This window comes from Frederiksenia canicola (assembly GCF_011455495.1).
GTDB classification, from domain to species: domain Bacteria; phylum Pseudomonadota; class Gammaproteobacteria; order Enterobacterales; family Pasteurellaceae; genus Frederiksenia; species Frederiksenia canicola.
Map to the genome: position 1 here is coordinate 1,537,085 of NZ_CP015029.1, position 24,678 is coordinate 1,561,762.

A 24,678-nucleotide genomic window follows, 5' to 3' on the forward strand; every position below is an offset into this window, starting at 1 on the left:
GTATGACAGCGATCACATAAATTGTGTATTTTTGTTTGTTTTTTAATCTAATTTTGGGGCGTTATTTCAAAATATTAAAGTTTTTTTGGAGTTTTTTTATCTTTCTGCAAAATGTTGATAAAAAGTTAATCATTTCTTGCTACATTTGATATTTACTTTTCATTAAAAAGAATTATAGACTCTAATTTATTAGAAAGCAGTGATTGATAGAGTAAGGTGCGGCCAGTTGTTGTAAATTTTTTAGGTGATCTGACCGCTTGTAAGACTCTCATTACTCAGGTCTCACCCCAAGCGTATGGCAAATTGCATAGCTTAATTCAGAGCGGTTGAGTGTGTAGAAGTGGAAATCTTTTACCCCTTCTTTTGAAAGAATTTTTACCATATCCATTGCGATGCTTGCACCCACAAGATTGCGAGTGGTTTGGTCGTCGTCTAAGCCTTGGTACATTTTACTCATCCAACTTGGGATTTTTACGTTAGTGATTTTTGCCATTTTTTCGAGCTGTTTAAAGTTTGAAACAGGTAAGATCCCCGGCACAATTTCCACATCAATGCCAACGGTTGCACAGCGATCGCGGAAACGTAAGTAGCTGTCAATATCAAAGAAAAATTGAGTAATTGCCCGACTTGCTCCCGCATTTATTTTCTGTTTGAGATAGAGCAGATCCGATTGTGCTGATTTCGCTTCTGGATGCACTTCAGGGTATGCCGCCACTGAAATTTCAAAATCGGCCACGTCTTTTAACAACGCAACTAAATCCGAAGCGTAAAACGGTTTTTTGGCGTAGCCTGCAGGTTCATCACCACGCAAGGCAACAATGTGGCGAATGCCACTATCCCAATAATCTTTTGCAATTGCTCTCAACTCATCAGGTGTTGCATCAATTCCAGTTAAATGTGGTGCAGCAACAATTCCCGTTTCTTGTTGGATACTTTTTACAATAGTATGTGTGCGGTTTCGTTCACCCGAATTTGCACCATAAGTCACCGACACAAATTTGGGTTTTAACACTTTTAAGCGGTGAATAGAGTCCCATAACAATGTTTCCATTTTTTCATTTTTCGGTGGGAAAAATTCAAAAGAGACGTTAATTTTGCCATTTAAGTCGGCAACGCTTTGATTTAGCAAGTCAATTTCTTTTGCATAACTCATTGGAAACTCCTATGTTTCGGGATTTTTATTGTTGTATAAGGTTTAGTTTGCATACTGTTCGGCATTTGCAAAACTTTCTCAAAATCTGACCGCTTGTGCAAGCGGTAAGTTTTGTGTGATTTTTTGCAATCATCGATTTTGATCTATTCTTATATTTTCGAAGTCTAGCCGTTTAGATGGCTAAACTTTAAAAGAATGGTACTATGATGTCAATTCTATTCTTTTCATTTTTAGATGAATGAAATTCATGTTAGAAGAAATTTTATTGAAATTGAGATCTAGCTCACATTTAAAATGTAAAAACTTTGTAAAAAAAGCATGGATAGATTATGCTATTTGACCGTTATAAGTCCTAAAAACAGTCAAGTTGGAGAGTTTCTATGCAGAGTCAAGTGCAAAAACCTACAGAAGGTCAAGCGATTAGCTTAAATTCAGATGGATCACTAAATGTGCCAAATAATCCGATTATTCCGTTTATTGAAGGTGATGGCATTGGCGTCGATGTTACCCCTGCGATGCGGACGGTAGTTGATGCGGCAGTCGAAAAAGCTTATGGCGGTGAGCGTAAAATTGTGTGGTTAGAGATTTACGCTGGCGAAAAAGCGAACCAAGTTTATGGCGAAAATACGTGGTTACCTGATGAAACCTTGGAATTGATTAAAGCTTATCATGTTGCCATCAAAGGTCCTTTGATGACTCCAGTCGGTGGTGGTATTCGTTCGTTAAATGTAGCAATGCGTCAAGGGTTAGATCTTTACAACTGTTTGCGTCCAATTCGCTACTATGAAGGTACGCCAAGCCCAGTTAAACACCCTGAATTAGTCGATATGGTGATTTTCCGTGAAAATTCCGAAGATATTTACGCTGGTGTGGAATGGGTTGCGGGTTCTGATGAGGCAAACAAAGTTATTGCATTCTTAAAAGATGAAATGGGCGTGAAAAAAATCCGCTTTACTGAAGATTGTGGAATAGGGATTAAACCTGTGTCAAAACAAGGCACTCAACGTTTAGTACGTGCAGCATTGCAATATGTGATCGATAATGATCGTGACTCGCTCACTTTAGTCCATAAAGGTAATATTATGAAATTTACCGAAGGGGCATTCAAAGAGTGGGGCTATCAAGTGGCGAAAGAGTTTGGGGCAGAACCAATTGATAATGGCCCTTGGCATAAGCTGAAAAACCCAAAAACAGGCAAAGAAATCATCATTAAGGACAGTATTGCTGATGCGTTTTTGCAGGAAATTTTATTGCACCCAACGGATTATGATGTGATTGCGACGCTGAATTTAAACGGTGATTACATTTCTGATGCACTGGCGGCACAAGTTGGCGGTATTGGGATTTCCCCAGGGGCGAATATTGGTTTTGAAGCAGCGATTTTTGAAGCAACCCACGGAACCGCCCCAAAAATTGCAGGGCAGAACAAAGCTAACCCTGGTTCGATTATTTTAAGTGGCGAGATGATGCTCCGTCATTTAGGCTGGTTAGAAGCAGCAGATTTAGTTGTCAATGCAGTGTCAAAAACCATTGCTAACAAAACTGTCACAGTTGATTTTGCTGAAACATTGGAAGGGGCGACTTTGCGTTCAACTTCAGAGTTTGCTCAAGACATTGTTAATAATATGTAATTTCACCTTGATGTAAATCAACCAAAAGCAACTTAATTTATCCAAATTAAGTTGCTTTTTTGTTCTAATGAACTGCAATTTTGTGAAGTTGTTATCAAATTGTAAAAATAATTAAGGTGAATCCTTGTTATTTTTATTCCTTTGGCTATTATTAGCCCGTTTCTCATTTATACCTTTTTCTTTTTGAGTGGAGAACATGTTATATGTCTTTTCTAACTGATTACCAAAAACACATTGAAGAACGTGCTGCACAGGGTGTCGCCCCTTTACCGCTGAATGCGGAACAAACAGCACAACTCGTAGAATTACTTAAACAGCCTGAAAATAATGATACTCAAGTGCTTGTTGAATTATTTGAAAACCGTATTCCTGCGGGGGTAGATGAAGCCGCTTATGTGAAAGCCTCTTTCCTTGCCGCACTCACCAAAGGCGAAACCTCTTCACCAGTGATTTCAGCCCAACATGCAGTTAAATTACTGGGCACAATGCAAGGCGGCTACAATATCGAACCACTTGTTCAAGCCTTAGATAATCCTGATCTTGCCCCACTTGCTGTTGAAGCTCTTTCTTCAACCTTATTGATGTTTGATAATTTCCACGATGTTGCTGAAAAAGCAAAAGCGGGCAACTCATTTGCTCAACAAATTTTAGAGTCTTGGGCAAATGCGGATTGGTTTTTATCTCGCCCGAAACTTGCCGAAAAAATTACACTCACCGTCTTTAAAGTCACTGGAGAAACCAACACGGATGACCTTTCGCCAGCACAAGATGCATGGTCTCGTCCTGATATTCCATTGCACGCATTAGCAATGTTGAAAAATGAAAGGGATGGTATTGAGCCTGATCAACCCGGTGTGGTTGGTCCGATGAAGCAGATCGAAAAACTCAAAGAAAAAGGTTTCCCACTGGTGTATGTAGGTGATGTGGTTGGTACTGGCTCATCACGCAAATCGGCAACCAACTCAGTCCTCTGGTTAATGGGTGATGATATTCCGTTTATTCCTAACAAACGTGCTGGTGGCGTTGTATTAGGTGGTAAAATTGCTCCGATTTTCTTCAATACAATGGAAGATGCGGGATCGCTGCCGATTGAAGTTGATGTAAGTAAATTGCATATGGGGGACGTGATCGATCTTTATCCATACGCAGGCAAAATCTGTAAACACAATTCTGACGAAGTGTTAGCAGAATTTAGTCTAAAAACCGACGTGTTATTAGATGAAGTCCGTGCAGGCGGACGTATCCCGCTAATTATCGGGCGTGGCTTAACACACAAAGCTCGGGTTGAACTCGGCTTACCAGAAAGTGATGTGTTTGTGAAACCGCAAGCAGCGGGGGATAACAGCAAAGGCTATACCCTTGCACAAAAAATGGTTGGTCGTGCTTGTGGTGTGGAAGGTATTCGAGCAGGACAGTATTGTGAGCCCCGTATGACTTCTGTTGGCTCACAAGACACCACTGGCCCAATGACCCGTGATGAGTTGAAAGATTTAGCTTGCTTAGGCTTTTCTGCCGATTTAGTAATGCAATCCTTCTGCCATACCGCGGCTTATCCAAAACCAGTTGATGTGGTTACCCATCACACTTTACCTGATTTCATCATGAATCGTGGCGGTGTCTCCCTTCGCCCTGGTGATGGCGTTATTCACTCGTGGCTAAACCGTATGCTCTTACCTGATACAGTCGGCACTGGTGGCGATTCACACACTCGCTTCCCAATCGGAATTTCGTTCCCGGCAGGTTCTGGTTTAGTTGCTTTCGCCGCAGCAACGGGCGTGATGCCGCTGGATATGCCTGAATCAGTGCTCGTGCGTTTCAAAGGTGAAATGCAACCTGGGATCACCTTGCGGGATTTAGTTCACGCTATTCCATATTATGCGATTCAACAAGGCTTGCTCACCGTGGAAAAAGCGGGTAAGAAAAATATTTTCTCAGGCAGAATTTTAGAAATTGAAGGGTTAGAACACCTCAAAGTTGAACAAGCCTTTGAACTTTCCGATGCTTCGGCAGAGCGTTCCGCTGCAGCTTGTACAATTAAACTCGACAAAGCACCAATTATTGAATATCTCAACTCGAACATTGTGTTGTTGAAATGGATGATCGCTGAAGGCTATGGTGACCCTCGCTCCCTTGAACGCCGTATTAAAGGAATGGAAGAGTGGATTGCTAACCCTGAATTGATGGAAGCCGATGCGGATGCCGAATATGCAGCCGTGATAGACATAGATTTGAACGACATCAAAGAGCCAATTGTGTGTGCTCCGAACGATCCTGATGATGCCCGCAAACTGTCTGACGTTCAAGGTGACAAAGTCGATGAAGTCTTTATCGGATCTTGTATGACCAATATCGGGCACTTCAGAGCAGCAGGTAAATTGCTCAACCAAAATCAAGGAATGATCCCAACTCGCTTGTGGATCGTGCCACCAACACGAATGGACGCTGCTTTGCTCACTGAAGAAGGTTATTACAGCATCTATGGTAAGAGCGGTGCTCGAGTTGAAATCCCAGGCTGTTCACTCTGTATGGGGAACCAAGCTCGCGTAGCCGACGGTGCAACCGTCATTTCAACCTCTACCCGTAACTTCCCGAACCGTATGGGTAAAGGTGCATTCGTCTATCTCGCTTCGGCAGAACTTTCCGCTGTTTGTGCTTTACTTGGACGCATCCCAACCCCAGCAGAGTATTTGGAATATGTTCAACGCTTAGACAGCGATAAAGAGGATACTTACCGCTATATGAACTTCAACGAAATCAACAGTTATATGCAAAAAGCAGATGGTTTGATTTTCCAGACGAGTTGTTAGATAAAACATAAGTCTGTAGGGACGGACCTCTATGTGTCCTCCCACCAAAAGCGGTCAGTTTTGAATGATTTTTTACAAATAGAACGGGCAGATACAATCGGTCTGCCCTTACTAAAAAATCCCAAACGATTGCAAAACTTTTAAAGAATCTGACCGCTTGTTGTGGTCATTGGTGGGTTAAACCTAACCAACTAAATTATAAACAACCCAAAACAAGAAGGGGAACACTATGCCAAAACTACATCCAACCTTAACCGCAGAACTTCATTTAAGCGATGGCCGTAAATTCTCGCTGCCCGTTTACCAAAGTAACCTAGGTTACGATGCGATTGGGGTGGAATCGTTACAAAAAGAGCATCTTTTTACCTACGATCAGGGCTTAACTTCTACCGCATTGTGCGAATCAAGCATTACTTATATTGATGGTGATGAAGGGATTTTATTGCACCGTGGCTATCCGATTGATGAATTAGCAACCCGCAAAACCTATTTGGATGTTTGTTATTTATTGTTAAATGGCGAACTGCCAACAGAAAAAGAGTTAGCGGACTTCAAAAAAGAGATCACCTCTCATTATATGGTGAATGAACAGTTTACCCGCTTATTCCAAGGTTTCCGCCGTGATTCTCACCCAATGGCGGTAATGTGTGCGGCAAGTAGTGCGTTGGCTGCGTTCTATAACGATATTGTTGATCTCAATTGCAAAGATTCTCACTACAAAACGGCACTTCGCTTGCTGGCCAAAATGCCAACCTTAGCGGCAATGTGCTACAAATACAGCATTGGTCGTCCGTTTATGTACCCGCAAAATCATCTCTCTTACGCAGGCAATTTCTTATATATGATGTTTGCCACTCCGTGCGAACCTTATGTGGTAAACCCAGTGCTTGAGCGAGCAATGGACAGAATTTTTACCCTGCATGCGGACCACGAACAAAATGCATCTACTTCAGCGGTGCGTGGTGTAGCATCTTCAGGTCCAAACCCATTTGCATGTATCGCAGCAGGGATCGCCTCTCTTTGGGGACCAGCCCACGGTGGTGCAAACGAAGCTTGTATCAAAATGTTACAAGAAATTGGTACGGTTGATCGTATTCCTGAATTTATTGCACGTGCGAAAGATAAAAATGACCCATTCAGATTGATGGGCTTTGGTCACCGTGTGTATAAAAACTACGACCCACGCGCCAAAGTGATGCGTGAAACTTGCCACGAAGTATTAAAAGAGTTGGGCGTATCAACCCCGCTATTGGAAGTGGCGATGGAATTAGAGCGTATTGCATTGAGCGATCCATACTTCATTGAGCGAAAACTCTATCCGAATGTGGATTTCTATTCAGGCATTATTTTACAAGCAATTGGAATTCCAACTTCGATGTTTACGGTGATTTTCGCCTTAGCTAGAACCGTTGGCTGGATTGCAAACTGGAAAGAGATGTATGAAGAAAGTCTTAAAATCGTTCGTCCACGTCAAATTTATACGGGCCATACAGAGCGCCATATTGAAGACTAAAAATTAAGGACGCCCTAGTGGCGTCCTTTTCATTATAGCAATTTGCAAAAAACGGCTCGGATCTAACCGCTTGTTGGTTCAAAAAATAGATGTTTCTAAGCGAATCGCTCCTTTTTCTACTGTAATTTTCTGACCAAATTTTTTGAATAAGGCTTCTTTGGATTTGGTTTCATCAAGAGTATAAACTGGCGTGTTATCTAAAATACTGGCAAGCCCTTGTACAAGAGGGGCGACAAAGGGAGAGATTTCCGAATGATATTTTTCAGGGGAGAGCGTCCAGTGAATTAAACGAATATCTTTGAGAAACAATGCTCCTTTTTCTGCATCGTAGTAGGGCAATGTATCCAAGTTCAAATGTAATTTAATATCATATTGTTTGCCTTTCAGTTTTAATAATCCATCAACATTTCCCATCACTTCCACTCGTTTTTCTTCGGTTTGGCCAATTTTCGTGGCAACGTTACGCAATTTATAATCCAGTTGAAAAAGATTAGGAATGCCGACACGATCATTAAGTGCGATTTTTTTCGCTAGATTTCTCGAAAGATAGTGGTTAATTTCAGCTTCCGTAATTGAAATTGGTGCGGCATGAGAGATGGATATGGTAAGTGGGAGTAAAACTAATGCAGATTTTCGTAAAAATTTCATCCTGTCCCCTTTTAAAATGGTATCGCTCTCTTTAAACTAGTGAGCAGTTGATATTTCAACGGTACAATAATTTTATTGGAAAGGAAATAAAAAATGAAAAAAATGTTGGTAATTTGTGCAATATGCATGTTGGCAGCGTGTTCGGTCGGTGGTAGTGTGAATGCGGGTAGCGGTTCAAGTGGGTTTGGTGTAGGCGTTGGTATCGGAACAGGTATAAGCTTCTAACACGAACTTTTCTGATAATGAATGTTCAAATAGCCAGTTTTTCCTAACATAAGGATTTAATATGAAATTACTTAACGCATCCCTATTGGGATTATCGCTTTTTACATTAAGCCAAGTGGCATTTGCTGATGCACAAGCTGTTACTGAATTACAAAGACGCTTAGATTTAGTGGATCAATATAATGCAGACTTTGATCAAACCGTTCGTTCTAGCAAAGGCAAAGAAATTCAAAAAGGAAAAGGAAAATTTCGTGTCAAACGCCCAAACTTATTTCATCTAGAAACATTGAGACCACAGGAAAATACCATTGTATCGGATGGTGAAACGCTTTGGTTCTACGATCCATTCGTCTCACAAGTGACGGCAAATTGGGTGAAAGATGCCGTGAATAACACGCCATTTGTATTGCTCACCAGCAATGATAAAAACCATTGGGATAAATACGATGTTACTCAAAATGCGGATACTTTCATACTGAAACCAAAATCAAAACAAAGCAGCATCAAACAATTTGATGTGCGTATTGATTCAAACGGCTTAATGAAAGGTTTTAGTACCATTGAACGTGACGGACAAAGCAATTTATATGTCTTGCGTAATATTAGTAACGCTCATATTCCAACAGAAATGTTTAAATTTACTGTACCGAAAGGGGTAGAGTTGGACGACCAGCGGAAGTAGCCTACAAGCGGTCAGATTCTATCAATTTTTTGCACATGGAGAAGACGATAATGAAAGCAATTTACCAGCAACGTGATCCTGCCGAATGGCAACAATTTGTCGAATTACTCAAACAAGCGGTTGCAGAAGAGCGATTAGAAGCGTTGTTGGAAATGTTTTTAACGACAGATGAACGTAATTCTCTAGGGTTACGGGTGCAAATCGTCAATGCGTTGTTAAACAGTGAGATTTCACAAAGAGAAATTCAACAGCAACTCAATACAAGTGCAGCAACGATAACTCGTGGCTCAAATATGCTTAAAATCGTTGATCCAAATATTCGTGATTGGGTAAGCGAAAAACTACATGACAAAGCGTAAAAAGCGAATGCAACAAGGGTTTTTACGCCGTTTTTTTGTGCCTAAAAATTTGCATGGCGTCAAAGCATGGTTATGGTTTTTAACCAGTCGAATTGGTTTCGCCGTGGCGAATTTTTATCTCTGCTTAACGCTGATTTTTTCCGTTATTCCTGTGCCATTTTCTGCCTATATGGTGCAGAAAAAAGTTGAAAACCTGCTGCATAGCGATTATCGCATTGATTACGATTGGGTTAGCATTGACGACATTGCATGGCAAATGCAAATGGCGGTGATTGCAGGTGAAGATCAAAATTTCGATAACCATTTCGGGATCGATGTGGATGCCGTGTTGATTGCATTAAAACGTAATGCGAAAAGTGATAAAAAACCGCGTGGGGCATCGACCATTTCGCAACAAACTGTGAAAAACCTCTATTTGTGGCACGGCACGAGTTGGGTGAGAAAAGGGCTGGAAATACCACTCACCTTTTTAGTTGAAAGCCTATGGAGCAAGCGGCGAGTATTAGAAGTGTATTTGAATATTGCCGAATTTGGTCGAGGTATTTTTGGTGTAGAGGCGGCAGCAAAGCATTATTTCGGCAAATCAGCGAAAAATCTCACGCAACAAGAAGCCGCATTATTGGCAGCATCTTTGCCGAATCCATTTATTTATCAAGTCAATCGACCAAATAACACCATGCGAAAACGCCAACAATGGATTATCCGACAAGTACAAAATTTAGGCGGTCGCCACTATTTGGAAAAACTTGATTAGAGATCTGAAAATGAAACTGTTAATGCTTTGTCGTGAACCCCGTTTATACAGCTGCCAACGTTTAAAAACGGCAGCAGAGCAGCGGGACTGTACAATGGATATTCTTGATCCGAACCGCTTCCAGCTACGTTTAGAAAACGGAGTATTGACTTGCTATTATCAGCAGGGTGAACGCTACGAAAAAAGTCGTCCCGAGCCCGAAAAATTGTCCAACTACGCTGCAGTGATAGGGCGGTTTGGCACCGCTAGCACCGAAATGGGCTGCAATGTATTACGCCATTTTGAATTACAAGGCATAGCGGTATTGAATAATGCCCAAAGTTTCCGTTTAGCCCGTGATAAATGGCAGAGCCTGCAAACCCTCATCGCAAGCGGAATTGCCGTACCAAATACCGCATTTACAGGCGAACTTTTTGCCACTTCAGCGAGTTTGAATGGTTTTTCTCACCCGATCATCATTAAAACGTTAAGTGGCTCGCAAGGCATTGGCGTGATGAAATCTGATCAGAAAAGCAGTTCTGTGAGTTTGCTTGATACCTTAAAAGCCGCTCAAATTTCGACTATACAGCAGCAATTTATTAGCGAGTCCCACGGGCAGGACATTCGAGCCTTTGTGATTGGTGATGAAGTGGTTGCAGCAATGGTTCGCCAAGGAGCAAGTGGTGAGTTTCGTGCCAATATTCACCAAGGCGGCCATGCCACCTCTATTCAACTTTCCACCGCAGAGCAACACATTGCCATTCAAGCGACAAAAGCCTTGGGTTTAAATGTGGCAGGAGTGGATCTCATTCGATCCCAGTCTGGGTTATTAGTCTTGGAAGTCAATGCTAGCCCAGGTTTAGAAATGATTGAGAAAGTGAGTGGCGTGGATATTGCAGGCAAGATGATCGATTTTTGCAAAAAATTAATAGAATCTGACCGCTTGTAGCCCCATTTTCTTTCCCATTTTGCCTGACTTAGAGTACAATGATCGCCATTTTTTGGACGACTTACTCAAAAACTAACCGCCTATGTACGATGAACTGGCTCAAACGCTGCCTGAATTAATTTCGTGGACGAAAGATCGCGAGTTTTCCCTTTCCCTTTCTACAGAACGCTTAGCATTTTTGTTGGCGATTTCCCTTTACAATAATGAGAGAACCGATGGTGAATTGCTTGAAAGTGATTTACAGGATCTTTTCCGCCATGTTTCCGCGGCTTTTGAACAGTCCGATGCGACATTAACTCAACGTGCCAATAATGCAATTAATGATTTGGTAAAACAACGTTTTGTTAATCGTTTTAGCAGTGAATTTACGGAGGGTTTGGCGATTTATCGCTTAACCCCGCTTGGTGTAGGTGTTGCGGACTACTACATTCGTCAGCGGGAATTTTCGACCTTGCGTTTATCCATACAGCTTTCAATTGTGGCGGACGAAATTCAGCGTGCATCGGCTTCAGCAGAAGAAGGCGGTGATGAGCGTTTTTGGCGAAATCAGGTGTTCGCCCCACTCAAATATTCAGTGGCAGAAATTTTTGATAGCATCGATCTGTCCCAACGAATGATGGACGAAAATCAGCAAGATATTCGTGAGCGAATTGCGGCGTTATTAAGCCAAAATTGGCACGAAGCCATTGCCACTTGCCAACAATTATTAGATGAAACTTCGGGCAATTTGCGTGAATTGCAAGATACGCTCAATGCTGCAGGCGATAAGTTGCAAGCCCAACTTTTGCGTATCCAAAGCTGTTTAATTGGACGAGATGATTTGGATTTTGTCGATGATTTGGTAATCAATTTGCAAAACAAGCTAGACCGCATCATTAGCTGGGGGCAGCAGGCGATTGACCTATGGATTGGCTACGATCGCCACGTACACAAATTTATTCGTACGGCGATTGATATGGATAAAAACCGCGTCTTCGGTCAGCGATTGCGGCAATCTATTCAAGGCTATTTCGACAACCCGTGGCAGCTCTATATTGCCAAAGCCGATAGCTTACTTGATTTGCGTGATGATGAAACTGAATTCAATGAAGCAGAAGCGGTGGGCGAATTGCCAACGGAACTCGAATATGAATCACTTTCTGAGGTACAAGAACAGATCGTGGCAATGATGCAAGCACAACTTGCACCTTTCCGTGAACATGCGAAACCGCTCGATTTAAGCGAAATTTTACGAGAACAACTGGCGAGATATCCACTTTCTCGCCATTTTGATGTAGCTCGGATTATCGTTGATCAAGCCGTTAAACTCGGTATGGCCAGCCAAGACAATCAAGCCATTTACCCACATTGGCAAGCCATTAACGACAATGGGGCAGAAGTACAGGCGAATGTGATTGATCAGTATAATAAGTAGTGATTAGGAAAAATAATGTCCAAACCCTTCCCAATGCCAACACAATATTTCGCAATAGTACTTGGTTTATGTGCGACTTCGATTGCATGGTTTCATGCTACGGAATTATTTCCATTTGCGGAAACCGTTGGTAGTGTCCTTGGCACAATCGCGATTGCGATTTGGTTACTGTTTATCAGCCTGTATGCTTACAAAATTATTCGCTATCCTGAACTCGTTAAAGAGGAACTTAATTGCCCTGTTCGTTTTTCCTATGTGGCGTTAATTCCGATCACTACGATGTTGATTGGCGATCTGTTTTATCATTGGCAGCTTGCTTTTGGTGAAGTATTGGTTTGGCTTGGCGTAGTTGCACAGGTTAGCTATGCCACAGTGCAACTTGGCGGATTATGGCAGAATGAGAAATTTACCCAAAACGCCACCGTCCCACCTTTTTATTTGCCTTCCGTCGCGGCAAACTTTACCAGTGCTACCTCACTAGCCTTATTAGGCTATACGGACATTGCCTATTTTTTCCTCGGTGCAGGGTTTATCGCTTGGGTGATGTTCGAACCGGTTTTATTACAACATTTAAGAAAAGCAACGATTGACCCTGCTATTCGTTCATCTTTGGGGATTGTACTTGCCCCTAGCTTTGTTGGCGGGGCGGCATATCTCACGATCAATGGTGGAGAGATTGATCTGTTCATCAAATTTTTATGGGGGTACGGTTTTTTACAACTGCTTTTTTTAGCCCGTATTTTCCCTTGGATCTGCCAAAGACAGTTTTCCATCGGCTTATGGGCATTTTCCTTTGGCTTAGGCTCAATGGCAAATACCGCCGTTTCCTTTGCTCATCACAGCGAATTACACCCTTTTGCTATTGGCGTTTTTGCCTTTGCTAACTTAATGATTTTATTACTTTGTCTTGGCACTTTACTGAAAATCGTGCAAGGCAAATTCTGGTTAAAATAGCTGAACAAGCGGTCACTTTTTGAAGAAATTTTACCAATAGAGAAAGACAATGACAGACACTCAAGATCTTATCCCAACCAAATTGGCACAAGCGATTGCCAATCCGATTTTCCCAGCCCTTGACAGCCAACTGCGAGCAGGGCGACACATCAGCCTTGAAGCTTTGGACGAACACGCCTTTTTAATGGATTTCCAAGCGGAACTTGAGCTATTTTATCGCCGCTATCATGTTGAATTGATTCGTGCCCCTGAAGGCTTTTTCTACCTGCGTCCGAAAGCGTCTACGCTTATCGCTCGTAGTGCAATGTCGGAAATGGAAATGTTAGTCGGTAAAGTGTTGTGTTACCTCTATTTAAGCCCTGAACGCTTGGCACAGCAAGGAATTTTTAGCTTCGATGATGTTTATGATGAATTGCTCAATCTTGCCGATGAAAGCAAATTGCTCAAAGCAATCAACCCACGTTCAACGGGTTCTGATTTAGACAAAGCTAAACTCGCTGAAAAAGTGGGTGGAGCATTACGCCGCTTGCAACGTATCGGCATCATTACCCGCATTGGCGACCAACACAGCAAAAAATTCGTGATTTCTGAAGCGGCTTTCCGTTTCGGTGCAGAAGTACGAACAGGCGATGACCCACGCGAAGCCCAATTACGCTTAATCCGCGATGGCGAAGCCACCACTCCTGAATTACTCAAGCAACAAGCGGTCAGTTTTGAAGATGATCTTGCAAATGAAACTGACAGCGATGACACAGAAGAACAAGGTGAAGAATAATGGAACAAGTAGCATTGCAAAATAATCAGATTATCGCACCGCTTGCTCGCCCTGAAGGCGTCGCACGTGGGAAGTTTCGTTCTCTTACCCTGATTAACTGGAACGGTTTTTTTGCACGTACTTTTGATTTAGACGAACTGGTGACAACGCTATCAGGTGGTAACGGTGCAGGTAAATCGACCACCATGGCGGGGTTTGTTACCGCTTTGATCCCTGATTTAAGCTTACTCAATTTCCGTAATACCACGGAAGCGGGTTCAACGTCCAGCTCTCGCGATAAAGGCTTGTACGGCAAGTTGAAGGCGGGGGTGTGTTATGCGGTGTTGGAAAGCGAAAACTCCCGCAAACAGCGAATTATGACTGGCGTGCGTTTGCAGCAGATTGCAGGCCGAGACAAAAAAGTCGATATTCGTTCGTTCTCCATTCAAAACATTGAAGAAAATCAATCAGTTATTTCAATTTTAACTGAGCAAGTGGGTGAAAAAAATGCCCGAGTGCTACCGTTAAATGAATTGAAAGACAAATTTGATGGCACGGCGGTACAGTTCAAACAGTACAACTCGATCACTGATTATCACAGTTTTTTATTCGATTTGGGCGTGATTCCAAAACGGTTACGTTCGTCTTCTGACCGTAGCAAATTCTATAAATTGATCGAAGCCTCTTTATACGGTGGGATTTCAAGCGTCATCACCAAATCACTGCGGGACTATCTCTTGCCAGAAAATACGGGGGTTCGCCAAGCGTTTCAGGATATGGAATCGGCATTGCGTGAAAACCGAATGACTTTGGAAGCGATTAAAGTCACTCAATCCGATCGGGATATGTTCAAAAAGTTGATTACCGAATCGACCAACTATGTTTCCGCTGACTATATGCGAAATGCCAACGAACGCCGTGGCAATGTGCAATCAGCAATCGAAAAACGCCAAGAATGGTATCAAGCTAAATCCAAAATCGAATTAGAACAGCAACGTTTTGTTGAATTTAGCCGAGAGGTGAAAGAGTTAGGTGAAGCGGAAGCAGAGCTAGAAACGGAATACCACAACGCCAATCATCAGCTCAATTTAGTGATGAACGCCTTCCGCCATCAAGAAAAAGTGGAACGTTATCAAGACGAAGTGGAAGAGTTGGCAAGCAAACTCGAAGAGCAACAAATGGCGGTGGAAGAAGTCGCCGAGAAAGTCGAGCAAGTACAAGCCAGAGCTGATGAAGCGGACGATTTAGTTGAAGATCTGCGTTCGCAAATGGCGGATTATCAACAGGCACTAGATGCACAACAAACCCGTGCGTTGCAATATCAACAAGCGGTTAATGCGTTAGAAAAAGCCAAACAGTTGTGTGGCTTACCACAACTGGATCTGCACAATGTGGAAGATTATCACGCTGAATTTGCTGCCCAAGCGGACGAAATTACCGATAACGTGTTCGATTTAGAGCAGCGTTTGGCGGTATCGGATATGGCGAAAACCCAATTCGATAAAGCGTATGAGTTGGTTTGCAAAATTGTCGGCGAAACTGACCGCTTGCAAGCCGATTCCGTAGCACGTGAATTGCTTTCAAACTTCCCAAGCCAAAAATCGCAGGCTCAACAAGCGGTGGTGTTACGTCAAAAATTAGCCGAATTAGAACAGCGTTTGCATCAGCAACAACATGCAGACCGTTTGCTGGCAGAGTTCAACCAAAAAGCACAGTTGCAGTTAGCAACGGCGGACGATCTTGAAAGCTATTACGACGAGCAGCAGGCCCGAGTTGAAAATGTGGAAGCGGAATTAGCGGAGTTGCTCGATCAGCGTTCTACCCAACGTCAGCAACGTGAGCAATTTAACCAACAATATCAACAACTTGCTCAAAATGCACCTGCGTGGCATACGGCACAATCGGCACTTTCTCGTTTACAAGAGCAGTGCGGGGAAACTTTTACTTCCAGCCAAGCCGTGATGCAAGCGATGCAAAATACGTTGAGCCGTGAGCGTGAAGCGACTTTGGCTCGTGATGAATTGGCTCGTCGTGAACAATTATTAGATGAGCAAATTTCTCGCCTTAGCCAGCCAGATGGTGCGGAGGACAGCCGTTTAAATCACCTTGCTGAAAAATTTGGCGGCGTGCTACTGTCGGAATTATATGACGATGTGTCGTTGGAGGATGCCCCGTATTTCTCCGCACTTTACGGCGAAGCTCGCCATGCCATTGTGGTGCGGGATTTAGAAGCAACTAAAGCCCAACTTTCGCAGCTCGATGATTGTCCTGATAATCTCTATTTGATCGAAGGAGATCCTAATGCCTTTGATGACAACGTTTTCCCTGTAGAAGAGTTAGGCGATGGTGTGGTGGTGCAGCTTTCTAACCGACAATGGCGTTATTCGAAGTTCTCTGAATTTGCGGTATTCGGGCGAGCGTCTCGTGAGAAACAGTTAGAAAAACTGAAAATTGAGCGAGATGAAACCGCTGAAAAACACGCAGAACGAGCCTTTGATGTACAGAAGTGCCAACGCTTACACCAACATTTAAGCCAATTTATCGGTACCCATTTAGCTTTGGCGTTCCAGCCTGATCCTGAAGTGGTCATGCAGCAATTGTCTCAACAGCGTAACGACATCGAGCGGGAATTAGCTGCCGCAAGTAGTCAGGAACAGCAACTTCGTCACCAACTTGAAAGCAGCAAAACGCAGTTACAACTACTGAATAAAGTGTTGCCACAGCTCAGCTTGCTTGCGGACGACACCTTACAAGATCGTGTTGAAGAGTGCCGTGAACAGTTGTTGGAGGCTCAAGATGATGAACAATTTATCCGCCAATATGGCAACTATTTAACCCAATTAGAACCGATTGCAGCGGCATTACGTAGCGATCCACATCAGTTTGAGCAGCTACAAGCCGATTACAAGCGGTCAGTTGAGCAACAAAAATTGCTAAACCAAAAAGTGTTCAGCCTTGCTGATGTGATGCAACGCCGTTTGCATTTCAGCTATCAGGAAACCGTGGGTACAGAAGGCCCTGCATTAAACGAACAGTTGCGTCAGCGTGTGGAAAATGCACAACGTGAGCGGGAACACTACAAAACCCAACTTCGCCAAGCACAAAGCCAATTAACTGAATACAATCAAGTATTTACCGCTTTGCGTAGCTCTTATGATGCGAAAAATCAGATGCTGCAAGAGCTCTTGCGAGAAATGGACGAATATGGCATTCGTAACGATCCTGAGGCGGTAGAGCGTGCCACGGCTCGCCGTGATGAAATTCAACAACGCTTGAGCCAACAACGTTCACGCAAGCACTATCTGGATAAACAACTGGCCGTTATCGAAGCAGAAATGGACAATCTCACCAAAGCGGTTCGCAAAGCAGAGCGGGATTATCACGCCCAGCGGGAAATTGTGGTGCAGGCCAAAGTCAGCTGGTGTTTGGTGCTGAAATTGTCTCGTAACAGCGATGTAGAAAAACGTCTCAACCGCCGTGAATTAGCCTATCAATCGGCAGAAGAGCTACGTTCAATTTCGGATAAAGCACTTGGTGCCTTACGGCAAGCGGTAGCGGACAACGAATATCTTCGTGATAGCTTACGAGCTTCAGAAGACAGCCGTAAGCCTGAAAACAAAGTGGCTTTCTTTATTTCGGTTTATCAGCATTTAAGAGAGCGTATTCGTCAAGATATCATCAAAACCGATGATCCGATTGATGCAATTGAGCAGATGGAAATTGAGCTTTCTCGTTTAACTAACGAGCTAACCAGTCGTGAGAAAAAATTGGCGATCAGTGCCGAAAGCGTGGCGAATATTTTACGCAAAACCATCCAACGTGAACAAAATCGCATTTTGCAGCTTAACCAAGGTTTGCAAAATATTGCCTTCGGTCAGGTTAAAGGGGTGCGTTTGGTGGTCAATATTCGTGATACTCACGCCATTTTGCTCAATGCCTTATCACAAAGAGAAGAAAACAGTGATTTGTTTGACAATGCAAAATTGAGCTTCTCAGAAGCCTTAGCGATGCTTTATAAACGAGTCAATCCGCATATCGAAATGGGGCAACGCACGCCGCAAACCATTGGTGAAGAATTGTTAGATTACCGCAACTATCTCGATTTAGAAGTGGAAACCTTCCGTGGTGCCGATGGCTGGATGCGTGCCGAGAGTAGTGCACTTTCAACGGGCGAAGCAATCGGTACAGGGATGTCGATCTTATTAATGGTAGTGCAAAGTTGGGAAGAGGAATCTCGCCGTTTGCGTGCCAAAGATATTCTTCCTGCTCGCTTACTGTTCCTTGATGAAGCAGCCCGTTTGGATGCAACATCTATCAACACCTTGTTTGAACTATGTGAACGTTTGGATATGCAGCTCCTTATCGCTGCTCCAGAAAACATCAGCCCAGAGCGAGGCACAACCTATAAGCTAGTGCGGAAAATCGCCAACAACCAAGAGTACGTTCATGTTGTTGGATTGAAAGGGTTCGGGCAAGCGTAGCACAGGCCACAAGCGGTCAGTTTTGACGAACATTTTGCAAATATTGATAAGAGGCAAACACAATGACACAAGTATTTAATTTCAGTGCAGGCCCTGCGATGATGCCACAGGCAGTATTGGAACAGGCTCAAAAAGAGTTACTGAATTGGCAAGGGCTTGGCACTTCAGTGATGGAAGTGAGCCACCGTGGCAAGCCGTTTATGGAGCTAATCACCCAAGCGGAGCAAGATTTCCGCACGCTCTATCACATCCCTAACAACTACAAAATCCTGTTTTTACAAGGTGGGGCGAGAGGACAATTTGCAGCTATTCCGATGAACTTGATCGGCGAAAAGGGCAAAGCCTTGTATCTCAACAGCGGGCATTGGTCGGCAACGGCAGCGAAAGAAGCCCGCTCATTCTGCGAAGTCGATGAAGTTCAGATTTTGGAGCAGGGGGATGTGCTAAAAATCGGCAATTTAGATTTTTCGGATGTTGCCGAAAATTACGACTATGTTCACTACTGCCCGAATGAAACTATCAGCGGTGTGGAAATTTTTGAGGTGCCCAAAGTGGGCAATGCGGTGTTGGTCGCAGATATGTCGTCTAACATTCTCTCGCGTGAAATCGACATCAACCAGTTCGGCATTATTTACGCAGGGGCACAAAAAAATCTCGGGCCTGCGGGGATCACTATTGTGATCATACGGGAAGATTTAATCGGCAAAGCCCGCAAAGAAACACCATCAATTTGGAACTACGAAACGCAGGCAAAGAACGACTCCATGATCAACACGCCACCCACATTTGCGTGGTATCTCTGTTCATTGGTGTTCAAACATCTGCTGGCAACAGGCGGCGTACCAGCTACGGAAACCCGCAATCAAGCCAAAGCCAAACTACTTTACGAGTATCTCGACCACAGCACGTTCTACCGCAACACTGTCGCCAAGGCCAACCGTTCATTGATGAATGTGACCTTTACCACCGGCAATGATGAACTCAATGCAAAATTTGTTGCGGAAGCCACCGCTTATGGCTTGCAAGCATTGAAAGGGCATAAAGTGCTTGGCGGAATGCGTGCCTCAATCTACAACGCGATGCCAATTCAAGGCGTAGAAGCGTTGATTACCTTTATGCAGAAATTTGAATGTGAAAATGCCTAATCTGTAGTGGTGGACACATAGTCCCGCCCTACATTTAGGTAACAAGCGGTGAGATTTTAAGAGAATTTTGCAAATGAAATATACCCTTATCACCGGTGCAACATCGGGCATCGGTTATGAAATTGCGAAAATCTATGCGGAGCAAGGCGAGCCATTGATTTTAGTGGCTCGTCGTAAGGCGATTTTGGACGAGTTTCAGCAGCGTTATGCGAATGTTGAAATTGTCGAAATGGATCTGTCTGAGCCGAATAATGCGAAAAAACTGTTTGAAATCACCGAGCAAAATGGCTGGCAAGTGTCCCGTTTAATTAACAATGCGGGCTTTGGCGTGTTTGGTGAGTTTAGCGAAACGGATTTAGATCGTGAAATGGCGATGGTTAATCTCAATATTCAAGCGGTGATGATTTTAACCAAGCTCTACTTGCAACCGATGAAAGCCCGTAACCAAGGCGAAATTCTCAATGTGTCTTCGGTAGCGAGTTTTATGCCTGGTCCGCAAATGAGCGTTTATTATGCAACTAAAGCGTTTGTGACCTCATTTTCTAAAGCCTTAAGCTACGAATTGAAAGAGACCAATATCAACATTTCCATTCTTGCACCGGGCACAACCGCAACGGAATTTGAAAAAGCAGCGAATTTGCAAAACTCCAAATTATTTGACCGCTTGAAAGTACAGTCCGCCGAAGAAGTGGCAACATATGCGGTGCAGAATCTTGGCAAAAACGTGATTATTCCAAACTGGCTGAATAAATTAATGGTGTTTAGCAGCCGTTTCACTCCCGATTTCTTGCTGCTACCGATTGTTGCCTTTATTCAAAAAAACAAATAAAAACACGCTATTAAGGAAAATTATGCAATACACAACGCTCGCCAACAAAGGCGTCCAAACCCTGTCCCCTTACCAAGCAGGCAAACCGATTGAGGAATTAGAGCGTGAACTGGGCATTTCCAACATTGTGAAATTAGCCTCAAACGAAAACCCATTCGGCTTTCCTGAAAGTGCCAAACATGCGATTAGCACACAACTGGCAGATTTAACCCGTTATCCCGATGCCAACGGTTTCTATTTCAAAGAAGTGGTAGCCAAAAAATTTGGTGTGGCGATGGATCAAATCACCCTTGGCAATGGCTCAAATGATTTGTTAGAGCTGATCGCCCGTACCTTTGCCAGCGAAGACGATGAAATTATCTTTTCGCAATATGCCTTTATTGTTTACCCGCTTGTCGCACAGGCGATTAATGCAAAATCGGTGGTGGTGCCTGCCAACGATTTTGGTCACGACTTAGAGGGCTTTTTAGCGGCAATCACTGAAAAAACTAAGCTGATTTATCTCGCCAACCCAAATAATCCAACGGGGACGTTTTTAAGTCATCAACAAATCACAGATTTCTTGGCAAAAGTGCCAGAACACGTAATTGTGGTGCTAGACGAAGCCTATACGGAATTTACCGACCCAGACAAGCGGGTAGATTCCTTTAAACTTTTGCAAATCCACCCGAATTTAGTGATCTGTCGCACGCTTTCCAAAGCCTACGGTTTAGCGGGGCTACGCATCGGCTATGCGGTTTCTCAACCTGAAATTGCCGATCTCTTTAACCGAGTTCGCCAACCGTTTAACTGTAACAGCCTTGCCTTAGCTGCTGCCGTTGCTGTACTACAAGATGATGAGTTTATTCAGAAAGTCGCAGAAAATAACCGCTTGGAAATGGCTCGATATGAACAGTTTTTCCAACAAAATGGCTTGGATTATATTCAATCCAAAGGCAATTTTATTACTGTCGATCTGAACCAACCCGCTGCACCGATTTATCAAAAATTGCTAGAACAAGGCGTCATCGTCCGCCCAATTGGTGTGTATGGCATGCCAAATCACCTGCGAATTAGCATCGGCTTGCCCGAAGAAAACGATCGCTTTTTTGCTGCGTTAGTGAAAGTGTTGAAGTAGAAAGTATAAAGGACGCTACGGCGTCCTTTATCATTAAAATCGAGTAGTTAAGTCAGTTAGCCAGTCTGGGCTGATGGTGACTAGCCACATTTCGATCTGTTTATCAAAACCCGTTAGCACGAGTAAACCGACAGCCAATAAACTCCAACCCATCACTTTTCGCCCAGTTTGGCTTGCATTGGCGAGTTTTTCACGTTTTTCACGAAACACTTGGCGAGAGAGTAGCCCGATGATAATCAACGGAATCACAGCCCCAAGGCTGAAAATCATCATTACAACAGATACGCTACCAAGTGATTCACCTTGGCTCGCAAGAGCAATCGCCGCACCCAATGTTGGACCAATGCAGGGAGCCCAAACCACACCGAGCAATAACCCGACAAAGAATTGCCCAAGGGAGGATTCAGGGTTAAAACTGCTTAACCATTGGTCGCCTTTGTTGCTTAATGCCGATGTGTACTGGCTGAGATAGTGCTGCAATTTCGAGCTAAGTAGCCAAATTGCCACCAAGATCATCAAAATCGCTGCCGCATAACGTAAGTAAGCACTGTTCACCCCAAGGGCTAAGCCAATAGAAGCAATCAAGGTGCCAACAAAGGTAAAGGAAATCCCCATGCCAATTGCGAGAGTGAATAAACCGATTTTACGTTGTGCCATTGCCGAAGAGGCTACGATGGGTAAAATTGGCAATACGCAAGGAGAAAGCGTAGTTAATAGCCCCGCCAATAAGCTCAGAGCTAAGACAGTAACATTTAAGTCCATAGCCAATTACGGTAGAGTAATGAATTGCACTAATTTATCGGCGTGGGTTTCGGCAATGACACGGCGAACTTCTTTGCCTTGATCAAACATAATTAAGGTGCTTTGGCGATTAACTTTAAACGCTTTAAGCACGTCATCTTGAGTGTCGTAATCGACTCTCAATGCGGTTAAATTAGCAAATTTGTCGTCTTTCAAGGTAGGCTCTAACACACTGAGTTGGCGTTTGCAGGTTGGGCACCAGTTCGCATGAATGTGCACCAAAACGGGCTTACCTTGTTGCATTAAGCTATCAAATTCGGTTTGAGCAAAGTCTTTAAACTCCGTTGCGAATGCCGTGGTAGCAAGGAATACACTTGATAAAAAGGTTAAAAGTCGTTTTTTCATGGAAGTCTCCTGTTAGGGTTGAATTGTGATTATTCACGGAAAATTAGACGCTACAATAACAAAAATCTAACAAAAAATAATTAAGCATAGCGAGATTGTGAGAATTTATTTATTATTTGTAAAAAATAATAGCTTTCCAACGTAAATAGGACAATATTGTGGAAAAACTCACTCTAAATCCGATCGCCAATATTGAAGGCGAGATCAACTTACCCGGCTCAAAAAGCCTGTCTAACCGAGCATTATTGCTTGCTGCCCTTGCGAAAGGCACCACTAAAGTTACCAATTTGTTAGACAGCGACGATACTCGCCATATGCTCAATGCTCTGAAACAACTCGGCGTACAGTATCAACTTTCAGACGATAAAACCGTTTGCGAAGTGCAAGGCGTAGGTGGGGCTTTTAACATTCAAAATGGCTTGGCGTTATTTCTCGGCAATGCAGGTACGGCAATGCGACCACTGGCTGCCGCGTTGTGTTTGAAAGGCGAGAAAGAGGCGGAGGTAATTTTAACCGGAGAGCCACGGATGAAAGAGCGTCCGATTCTGCATTTGGTCGATGCATTGCGTCAGCTTGGGGCGGAAATTCGCTATTTGGAAAATGAAGGCTATCCACCAATTGCCATTCGCAATTCAGGTTTACGTGGCGAAAACGTGCAGATCGATGGTTCAATTTCTTCGCAATTTTTGACCGCATTATTGATGACAGCCCCGCTTGCCGAAAGTGATTTAGAAATTGAAATTATGGGTGATTTGGTTTCCAAACCTTACATTGATATTACCTTGGCGATGATGAAGGATTTTGGGGTGAATGTCGAAAATCATCACTACCAACGTTTCTTGGTGAAAGGCAATCAGCGTTACGTTGCACCGCAAAGCTATCTAGTCGAGGGGGATGCCTCCTCTGCGTCCTATTTCTTAGCGGCGGGAGCAATCAAGGGCAGAGTGAAAGTGACAGGGATTGGTAAAAATTCTATTCAAGGCGACCGCTTGTTTGCGGATGTATTGGAAAAAATGGGTGCCAAAATCACTTGGGGCGACAATTTTATCCAAGCGGAACAAGGAGAGTTGCGAGGCATTGATATGGATATGAACCACATTCCCGATGCAGCAATGACGATTGCTACCACCGCATTATTTGCCAAAGGTGAAACGATTATCCGCAACATTTACAACTGGCGAGTGAAAGAAACTGATCGCTTGAGTGCCATGGCAGCGGAGCTGCGAAAAATCGGTGCAGAAGTGGAAGAAGGGCAGGATTTCATCCGCATTCAGCCGCTTGCATTGGATAAATTCCAACACGCTGAAATTGAAACCTACAACGATCACAGAATGGCGATGTGTTTTGCGTTGGTGGCATTATCCAACACGCCAGTGACTATTCTCGATCCCAAATGTACAGCAAAAACCTTTCCGACCTTCTTTGATGAGTTTGCTAAGGTAAGCCACTAGCCCACCATATACTAAAAGCCCATTTGCAAAAAATCAGTGGGAACTCACCGCTTGTCGTGATAGCACTTATCTCCTATCACGACTCTCTCCTGCTAGAAATCTGAGAAATTTTTCAACTTCTTTTCAAATTTGCGATCTGCTTCAAATTTTAAATAATTAGAGTGTGGTATGCTCCAAATCGTGAATTCAACACCGTTGTAACAAGGAGCTTATTATGTATAAACATATTTTGGTTGCGGTAGATCTTTCCGAAGAAAGTCTCATCTTACTTCGGAAAGGGGCGAAGCTAGCTGAAAAATGTGGAGCAAAGTTGTCTTTAATCCACGTGGATGTGAATTTTTCTGACCTTTATACTGGACTGATTGATATTAATATGTCATCAGTACAGGACTCTGTTTCAGAAGAAACCTTAAAAGCCTTAAAAGAATTGGCTGATAAAGTGGAGTATCCCGTCACAGAGCGTTTGAACGGCAGCGGGGATTTTAGTCAAGTGCTAGAAGATGCTGTTGAAAAATATCAAATCGATCTTCTTGTGACAGGTCATCACCAAGACTTTTGGAGTAAATTTATGTCTTCCACACGTCAAGTGATGAATAATGTTTCTGTGGATATGTTAGTTGTACCATTAAGCAACGAATAGCAAAAATTACTAATCACTGACCGTTTGTTGTACTTAGCAAGCGGTCA

Annotated in this window: 20 protein-coding genes; 16 read left to right on the top strand and 4 right to left on the bottom strand. The window is 43.3% G+C overall.

Annotated elements, in window-relative coordinates:
• Nucleotides 1–271: 271 nt before the first annotated feature.
• The gene (gene metF, locus A4G17_RS07555; RefSeq protein ID WP_123956180.1) at nt 272–1,153 is read right to left on the bottom strand and encodes a methylenetetrahydrofolate reductase; all 882 of its coding nucleotides are present in this window, start codon (nt 1,151–1,153) and stop codon (nt 272–274) included.
• A gap of 380 nt (nt 1,154–1,533) precedes the next feature.
• Here metF and icd point away from each other — a divergent pair, with 380 nt between their 5' ends.
• The 3 genes from icd (at nt 1,534) to A4G17_RS07570 (ending at nt 7,104) form a co-directional block, all read left to right on the top strand.
• Entirely contained in the window at nt 1,534–2,784 is a 1,251-nt protein-coding gene (gene icd, locus A4G17_RS07560) for an NADP-dependent isocitrate dehydrogenase (RefSeq protein WP_123956179.1), read from the top strand.
• A 203-nt stretch (nt 2,785–2,987) separates the two neighbouring features.
• Nucleotides 2,988–5,591: a bifunctional aconitate hydratase 2/2-methylisocitrate dehydratase gene (acnB, locus tag A4G17_RS07565; RefSeq protein ID WP_123956178.1), complete on the top strand. Its 2,604-nt coding sequence runs from the start codon at nt 2,988–2,990 to the stop codon at nt 5,589–5,591.
• 229 nt (nt 5,592–5,820) lie between these two features.
• On the top strand, nt 5,821–7,104 hold the full coding sequence (locus A4G17_RS07570; RefSeq protein WP_123956177.1) for a citrate synthase: 1,284 nt from the start codon (nt 5,821–5,823) through the stop codon (nt 7,102–7,104).
• A gap of 78 nt (nt 7,105–7,182) precedes the next feature.
• On the opposite strand, the gene A4G17_RS07575 is transcribed toward A4G17_RS07570, so the two are convergent.
• Nucleotides 7,183–7,752, bottom strand: coding sequence for a YceB family lipoprotein (locus A4G17_RS07575; protein WP_123956176.1), 570 nt, complete (start codon nt 7,750–7,752; stop codon nt 7,183–7,185).
• Between the two features lie 286 nt (nt 7,753–8,038).
• On the opposite strand from A4G17_RS07575, the gene lolA reads away from it, so the two are divergent.
• From lolA to hisC, 11 genes are all read left to right on the top strand, one after another.
• The gene (gene lolA, locus A4G17_RS07580; RefSeq protein WP_123956175.1) at nt 8,039–8,659 is read left to right on the top strand and encodes an outer membrane lipoprotein periplasmic chaperone LolA; all 621 of its coding nucleotides are present in this window, start codon (nt 8,039–8,041) and stop codon (nt 8,657–8,659) included.
• Nucleotides 8,660–8,709: 50 nt separating this feature from the next.
• Nucleotides 8,710–9,018 (top strand): trp operon repressor, encoded by a 309-nt coding sequence (trpR, locus tag A4G17_RS07585; RefSeq protein WP_123956174.1) that lies wholly within the window; start codon nt 8,710–8,712, stop codon nt 9,016–9,018.
• Entirely contained in the window at nt 9,005–9,772 is a 768-nt protein-coding gene (mtgA, locus tag A4G17_RS07590) for a monofunctional biosynthetic peptidoglycan transglycosylase (protein ID WP_123956173.1), read from the top strand. The genes trpR and mtgA overlap by 14 nt, the downstream gene beginning before the upstream one ends.
• 10 nt (nt 9,773–9,782) lie before the next feature.
• Nucleotides 9,783–10,700 carry an ATP-grasp domain-containing protein gene (locus A4G17_RS07595; RefSeq protein WP_123956172.1) on the top strand — a complete coding sequence of 306 codons (918 nt, stop codon included), beginning with the start codon at nt 9,783–9,785 and terminating at the stop codon, nt 10,698–10,700.
• A gap of 82 nt (nt 10,701–10,782) precedes the next feature.
• Nucleotides 10,783–12,114: a chromosome partition protein MukF gene (gene mukF, locus A4G17_RS07600; RefSeq protein WP_123956171.1), complete on the top strand. Its 1,332-nt coding sequence runs from the start codon at nt 10,783–10,785 to the stop codon at nt 12,112–12,114.
• 15 nt (nt 12,115–12,129) lie between these two features.
• Complete coding sequence (gene tehA, locus A4G17_RS07605) at nt 12,130–13,068, top strand: dicarboxylate transporter/tellurite-resistance protein TehA (protein ID WP_123956170.1); 939 nt, start codon at nt 12,130–12,132, stop codon at nt 13,066–13,068.
• Nucleotides 13,069–13,117: 49 nt separating this feature from the next.
• A complete protein-coding gene (gene mukE, locus A4G17_RS07610) occupies nt 13,118–13,843 on the top strand; it encodes a chromosome partition protein MukE (protein WP_123956169.1) in 726 nt (241 codons plus the stop codon).
• Nucleotides 13,843–18,303 (top strand): chromosome partition protein MukB, encoded by a 4,461-nt coding sequence (gene mukB, locus A4G17_RS07615; RefSeq protein WP_123956168.1) that lies wholly within the window; start codon nt 13,843–13,845, stop codon nt 18,301–18,303. Before mukE ends, mukB begins: the two co-directional genes overlap by 1 nt.
• Before the next feature lie 62 nt (nt 18,304–18,365).
• Nucleotides 18,366–19,448 (top strand): 3-phosphoserine/phosphohydroxythreonine transaminase, encoded by a 1,083-nt coding sequence (serC, locus tag A4G17_RS07620; RefSeq protein ID WP_123956167.1) that lies wholly within the window; start codon nt 18,366–18,368, stop codon nt 19,446–19,448.
• 73 nt (nt 19,449–19,521) lie between these two features.
• Nucleotides 19,522–20,277, top strand: a complete 756-nt coding sequence (locus A4G17_RS07625; RefSeq protein ID WP_236940997.1) for an SDR family NAD(P)-dependent oxidoreductase — start codon at nt 19,522–19,524, stop codon at nt 20,275–20,277.
• Between the two features lie 22 nt (nt 20,278–20,299).
• Nucleotides 20,300–21,394 (top strand): histidinol-phosphate transaminase, encoded by a 1,095-nt coding sequence (gene hisC, locus A4G17_RS07630; RefSeq protein WP_123956165.1) that lies wholly within the window; start codon nt 20,300–20,302, stop codon nt 21,392–21,394.
• Between the two features lie 33 nt (nt 21,395–21,427).
• On the opposite strand, the gene A4G17_RS07635 is transcribed toward hisC, so the two are convergent.
• Together A4G17_RS07635 and A4G17_RS07640 are read right to left on the bottom strand one after the other, a co-directional pair.
• Nucleotides 21,428–22,156, bottom strand: coding sequence for a cytochrome c biogenesis CcdA family protein (locus tag A4G17_RS07635; protein WP_123956164.1), 729 nt, complete (start codon nt 22,154–22,156; stop codon nt 21,428–21,430).
• 6 nt (nt 22,157–22,162) lie between these two features.
• Nucleotides 22,163–22,540, bottom strand: a complete 378-nt coding sequence (locus A4G17_RS07640) for a thioredoxin family protein (RefSeq protein ID WP_123956163.1) — start codon at nt 22,538–22,540, stop codon at nt 22,163–22,165.
• Nucleotides 22,541–22,698: 158 nt separating this feature from the next.
• Here A4G17_RS07640 and aroA point away from each other — a divergent pair, with 158 nt between their 5' ends.
• Nucleotides 22,699–23,991, top strand: coding sequence for a 3-phosphoshikimate 1-carboxyvinyltransferase (aroA, locus tag A4G17_RS07645; protein WP_123956162.1), 1,293 nt, complete (start codon nt 22,699–22,701; stop codon nt 23,989–23,991).
• Nucleotides 23,992–24,205: 214 nt separating this feature from the next.
• Complete coding sequence (gene uspA, locus A4G17_RS07650) at nt 24,206–24,631, top strand: universal stress protein UspA (RefSeq protein WP_123956161.1); 426 nt, start codon at nt 24,206–24,208, stop codon at nt 24,629–24,631.
• The last annotated feature ends 47 nt before the right edge of the window (nt 24,632–24,678 follow it).

Bases quoted from the DNA above. Each gene is read 5' to 3' on its own strand.
- metF (WP_123956180.1), bottom strand. From the start codon at position 1,153: ATGAGTTATGCAAAAGAAATTGACTTGCTAAATCAAAGCGTTGCCGAC.
- icd (WP_123956179.1), top strand. From the start codon at position 1,534: ATGCAGAGTCAAGTGCAAAAACCTACAGAAGGTCAAGCGATTAGCTTA.
- acnB (WP_123956178.1), top strand. From the start codon at position 2,988: ATGTCTTTTCTAACTGATTACCAAAAACACATTGAAGAACGTGCTGCA.
- A4G17_RS07570 (WP_123956177.1), top strand. From the start codon at position 5,821: ATGCCAAAACTACATCCAACCTTAACCGCAGAACTTCATTTAAGCGAT.
- A4G17_RS07575 (WP_123956176.1), bottom strand. From the start codon at position 7,752: ATGAAATTTTTACGAAAATCTGCATTAGTTTTACTCCCACTTACCATA.
- lolA (WP_123956175.1), top strand. From the start codon at position 8,039: ATGAAATTACTTAACGCATCCCTATTGGGATTATCGCTTTTTACATTA.
- trpR (WP_123956174.1), top strand. From the start codon at position 8,710: ATGAAAGCAATTTACCAGCAACGTGATCCTGCCGAATGGCAACAATTT.
- mtgA (WP_123956173.1), top strand. From the start codon at position 9,005: ATGACAAAGCGTAAAAAGCGAATGCAACAAGGGTTTTTACGCCGTTTT.
- A4G17_RS07595 (WP_123956172.1), top strand. From the start codon at position 9,783: ATGAAACTGTTAATGCTTTGTCGTGAACCCCGTTTATACAGCTGCCAA.
- mukF (WP_123956171.1), top strand. From the start codon at position 10,783: ATGTACGATGAACTGGCTCAAACGCTGCCTGAATTAATTTCGTGGACG.
- tehA (WP_123956170.1), top strand. From the start codon at position 12,130: ATGTCCAAACCCTTCCCAATGCCAACACAATATTTCGCAATAGTACTT.
- mukE (WP_123956169.1), top strand. From the start codon at position 13,118: ATGACAGACACTCAAGATCTTATCCCAACCAAATTGGCACAAGCGATT.
- mukB (WP_123956168.1), top strand. From the start codon at position 13,843: ATGGAACAAGTAGCATTGCAAAATAATCAGATTATCGCACCGCTTGCT.
- serC (WP_123956167.1), top strand. From the start codon at position 18,366: ATGACACAAGTATTTAATTTCAGTGCAGGCCCTGCGATGATGCCACAG.
- A4G17_RS07625 (WP_236940997.1), top strand. From the start codon at position 19,522: ATGAAATATACCCTTATCACCGGTGCAACATCGGGCATCGGTTATGAA.
- hisC (WP_123956165.1), top strand. From the start codon at position 20,300: ATGCAATACACAACGCTCGCCAACAAAGGCGTCCAAACCCTGTCCCCT.
- A4G17_RS07635 (WP_123956164.1), bottom strand. From the start codon at position 22,156: ATGGACTTAAATGTTACTGTCTTAGCTCTGAGCTTATTGGCGGGGCTA.
- A4G17_RS07640 (WP_123956163.1), bottom strand. From the start codon at position 22,540: ATGAAAAAACGACTTTTAACCTTTTTATCAAGTGTATTCCTTGCTACC.
- uspA (WP_123956161.1), top strand. From the start codon at position 24,206: ATGTATAAACATATTTTGGTTGCGGTAGATCTTTCCGAAGAAAGTCTC.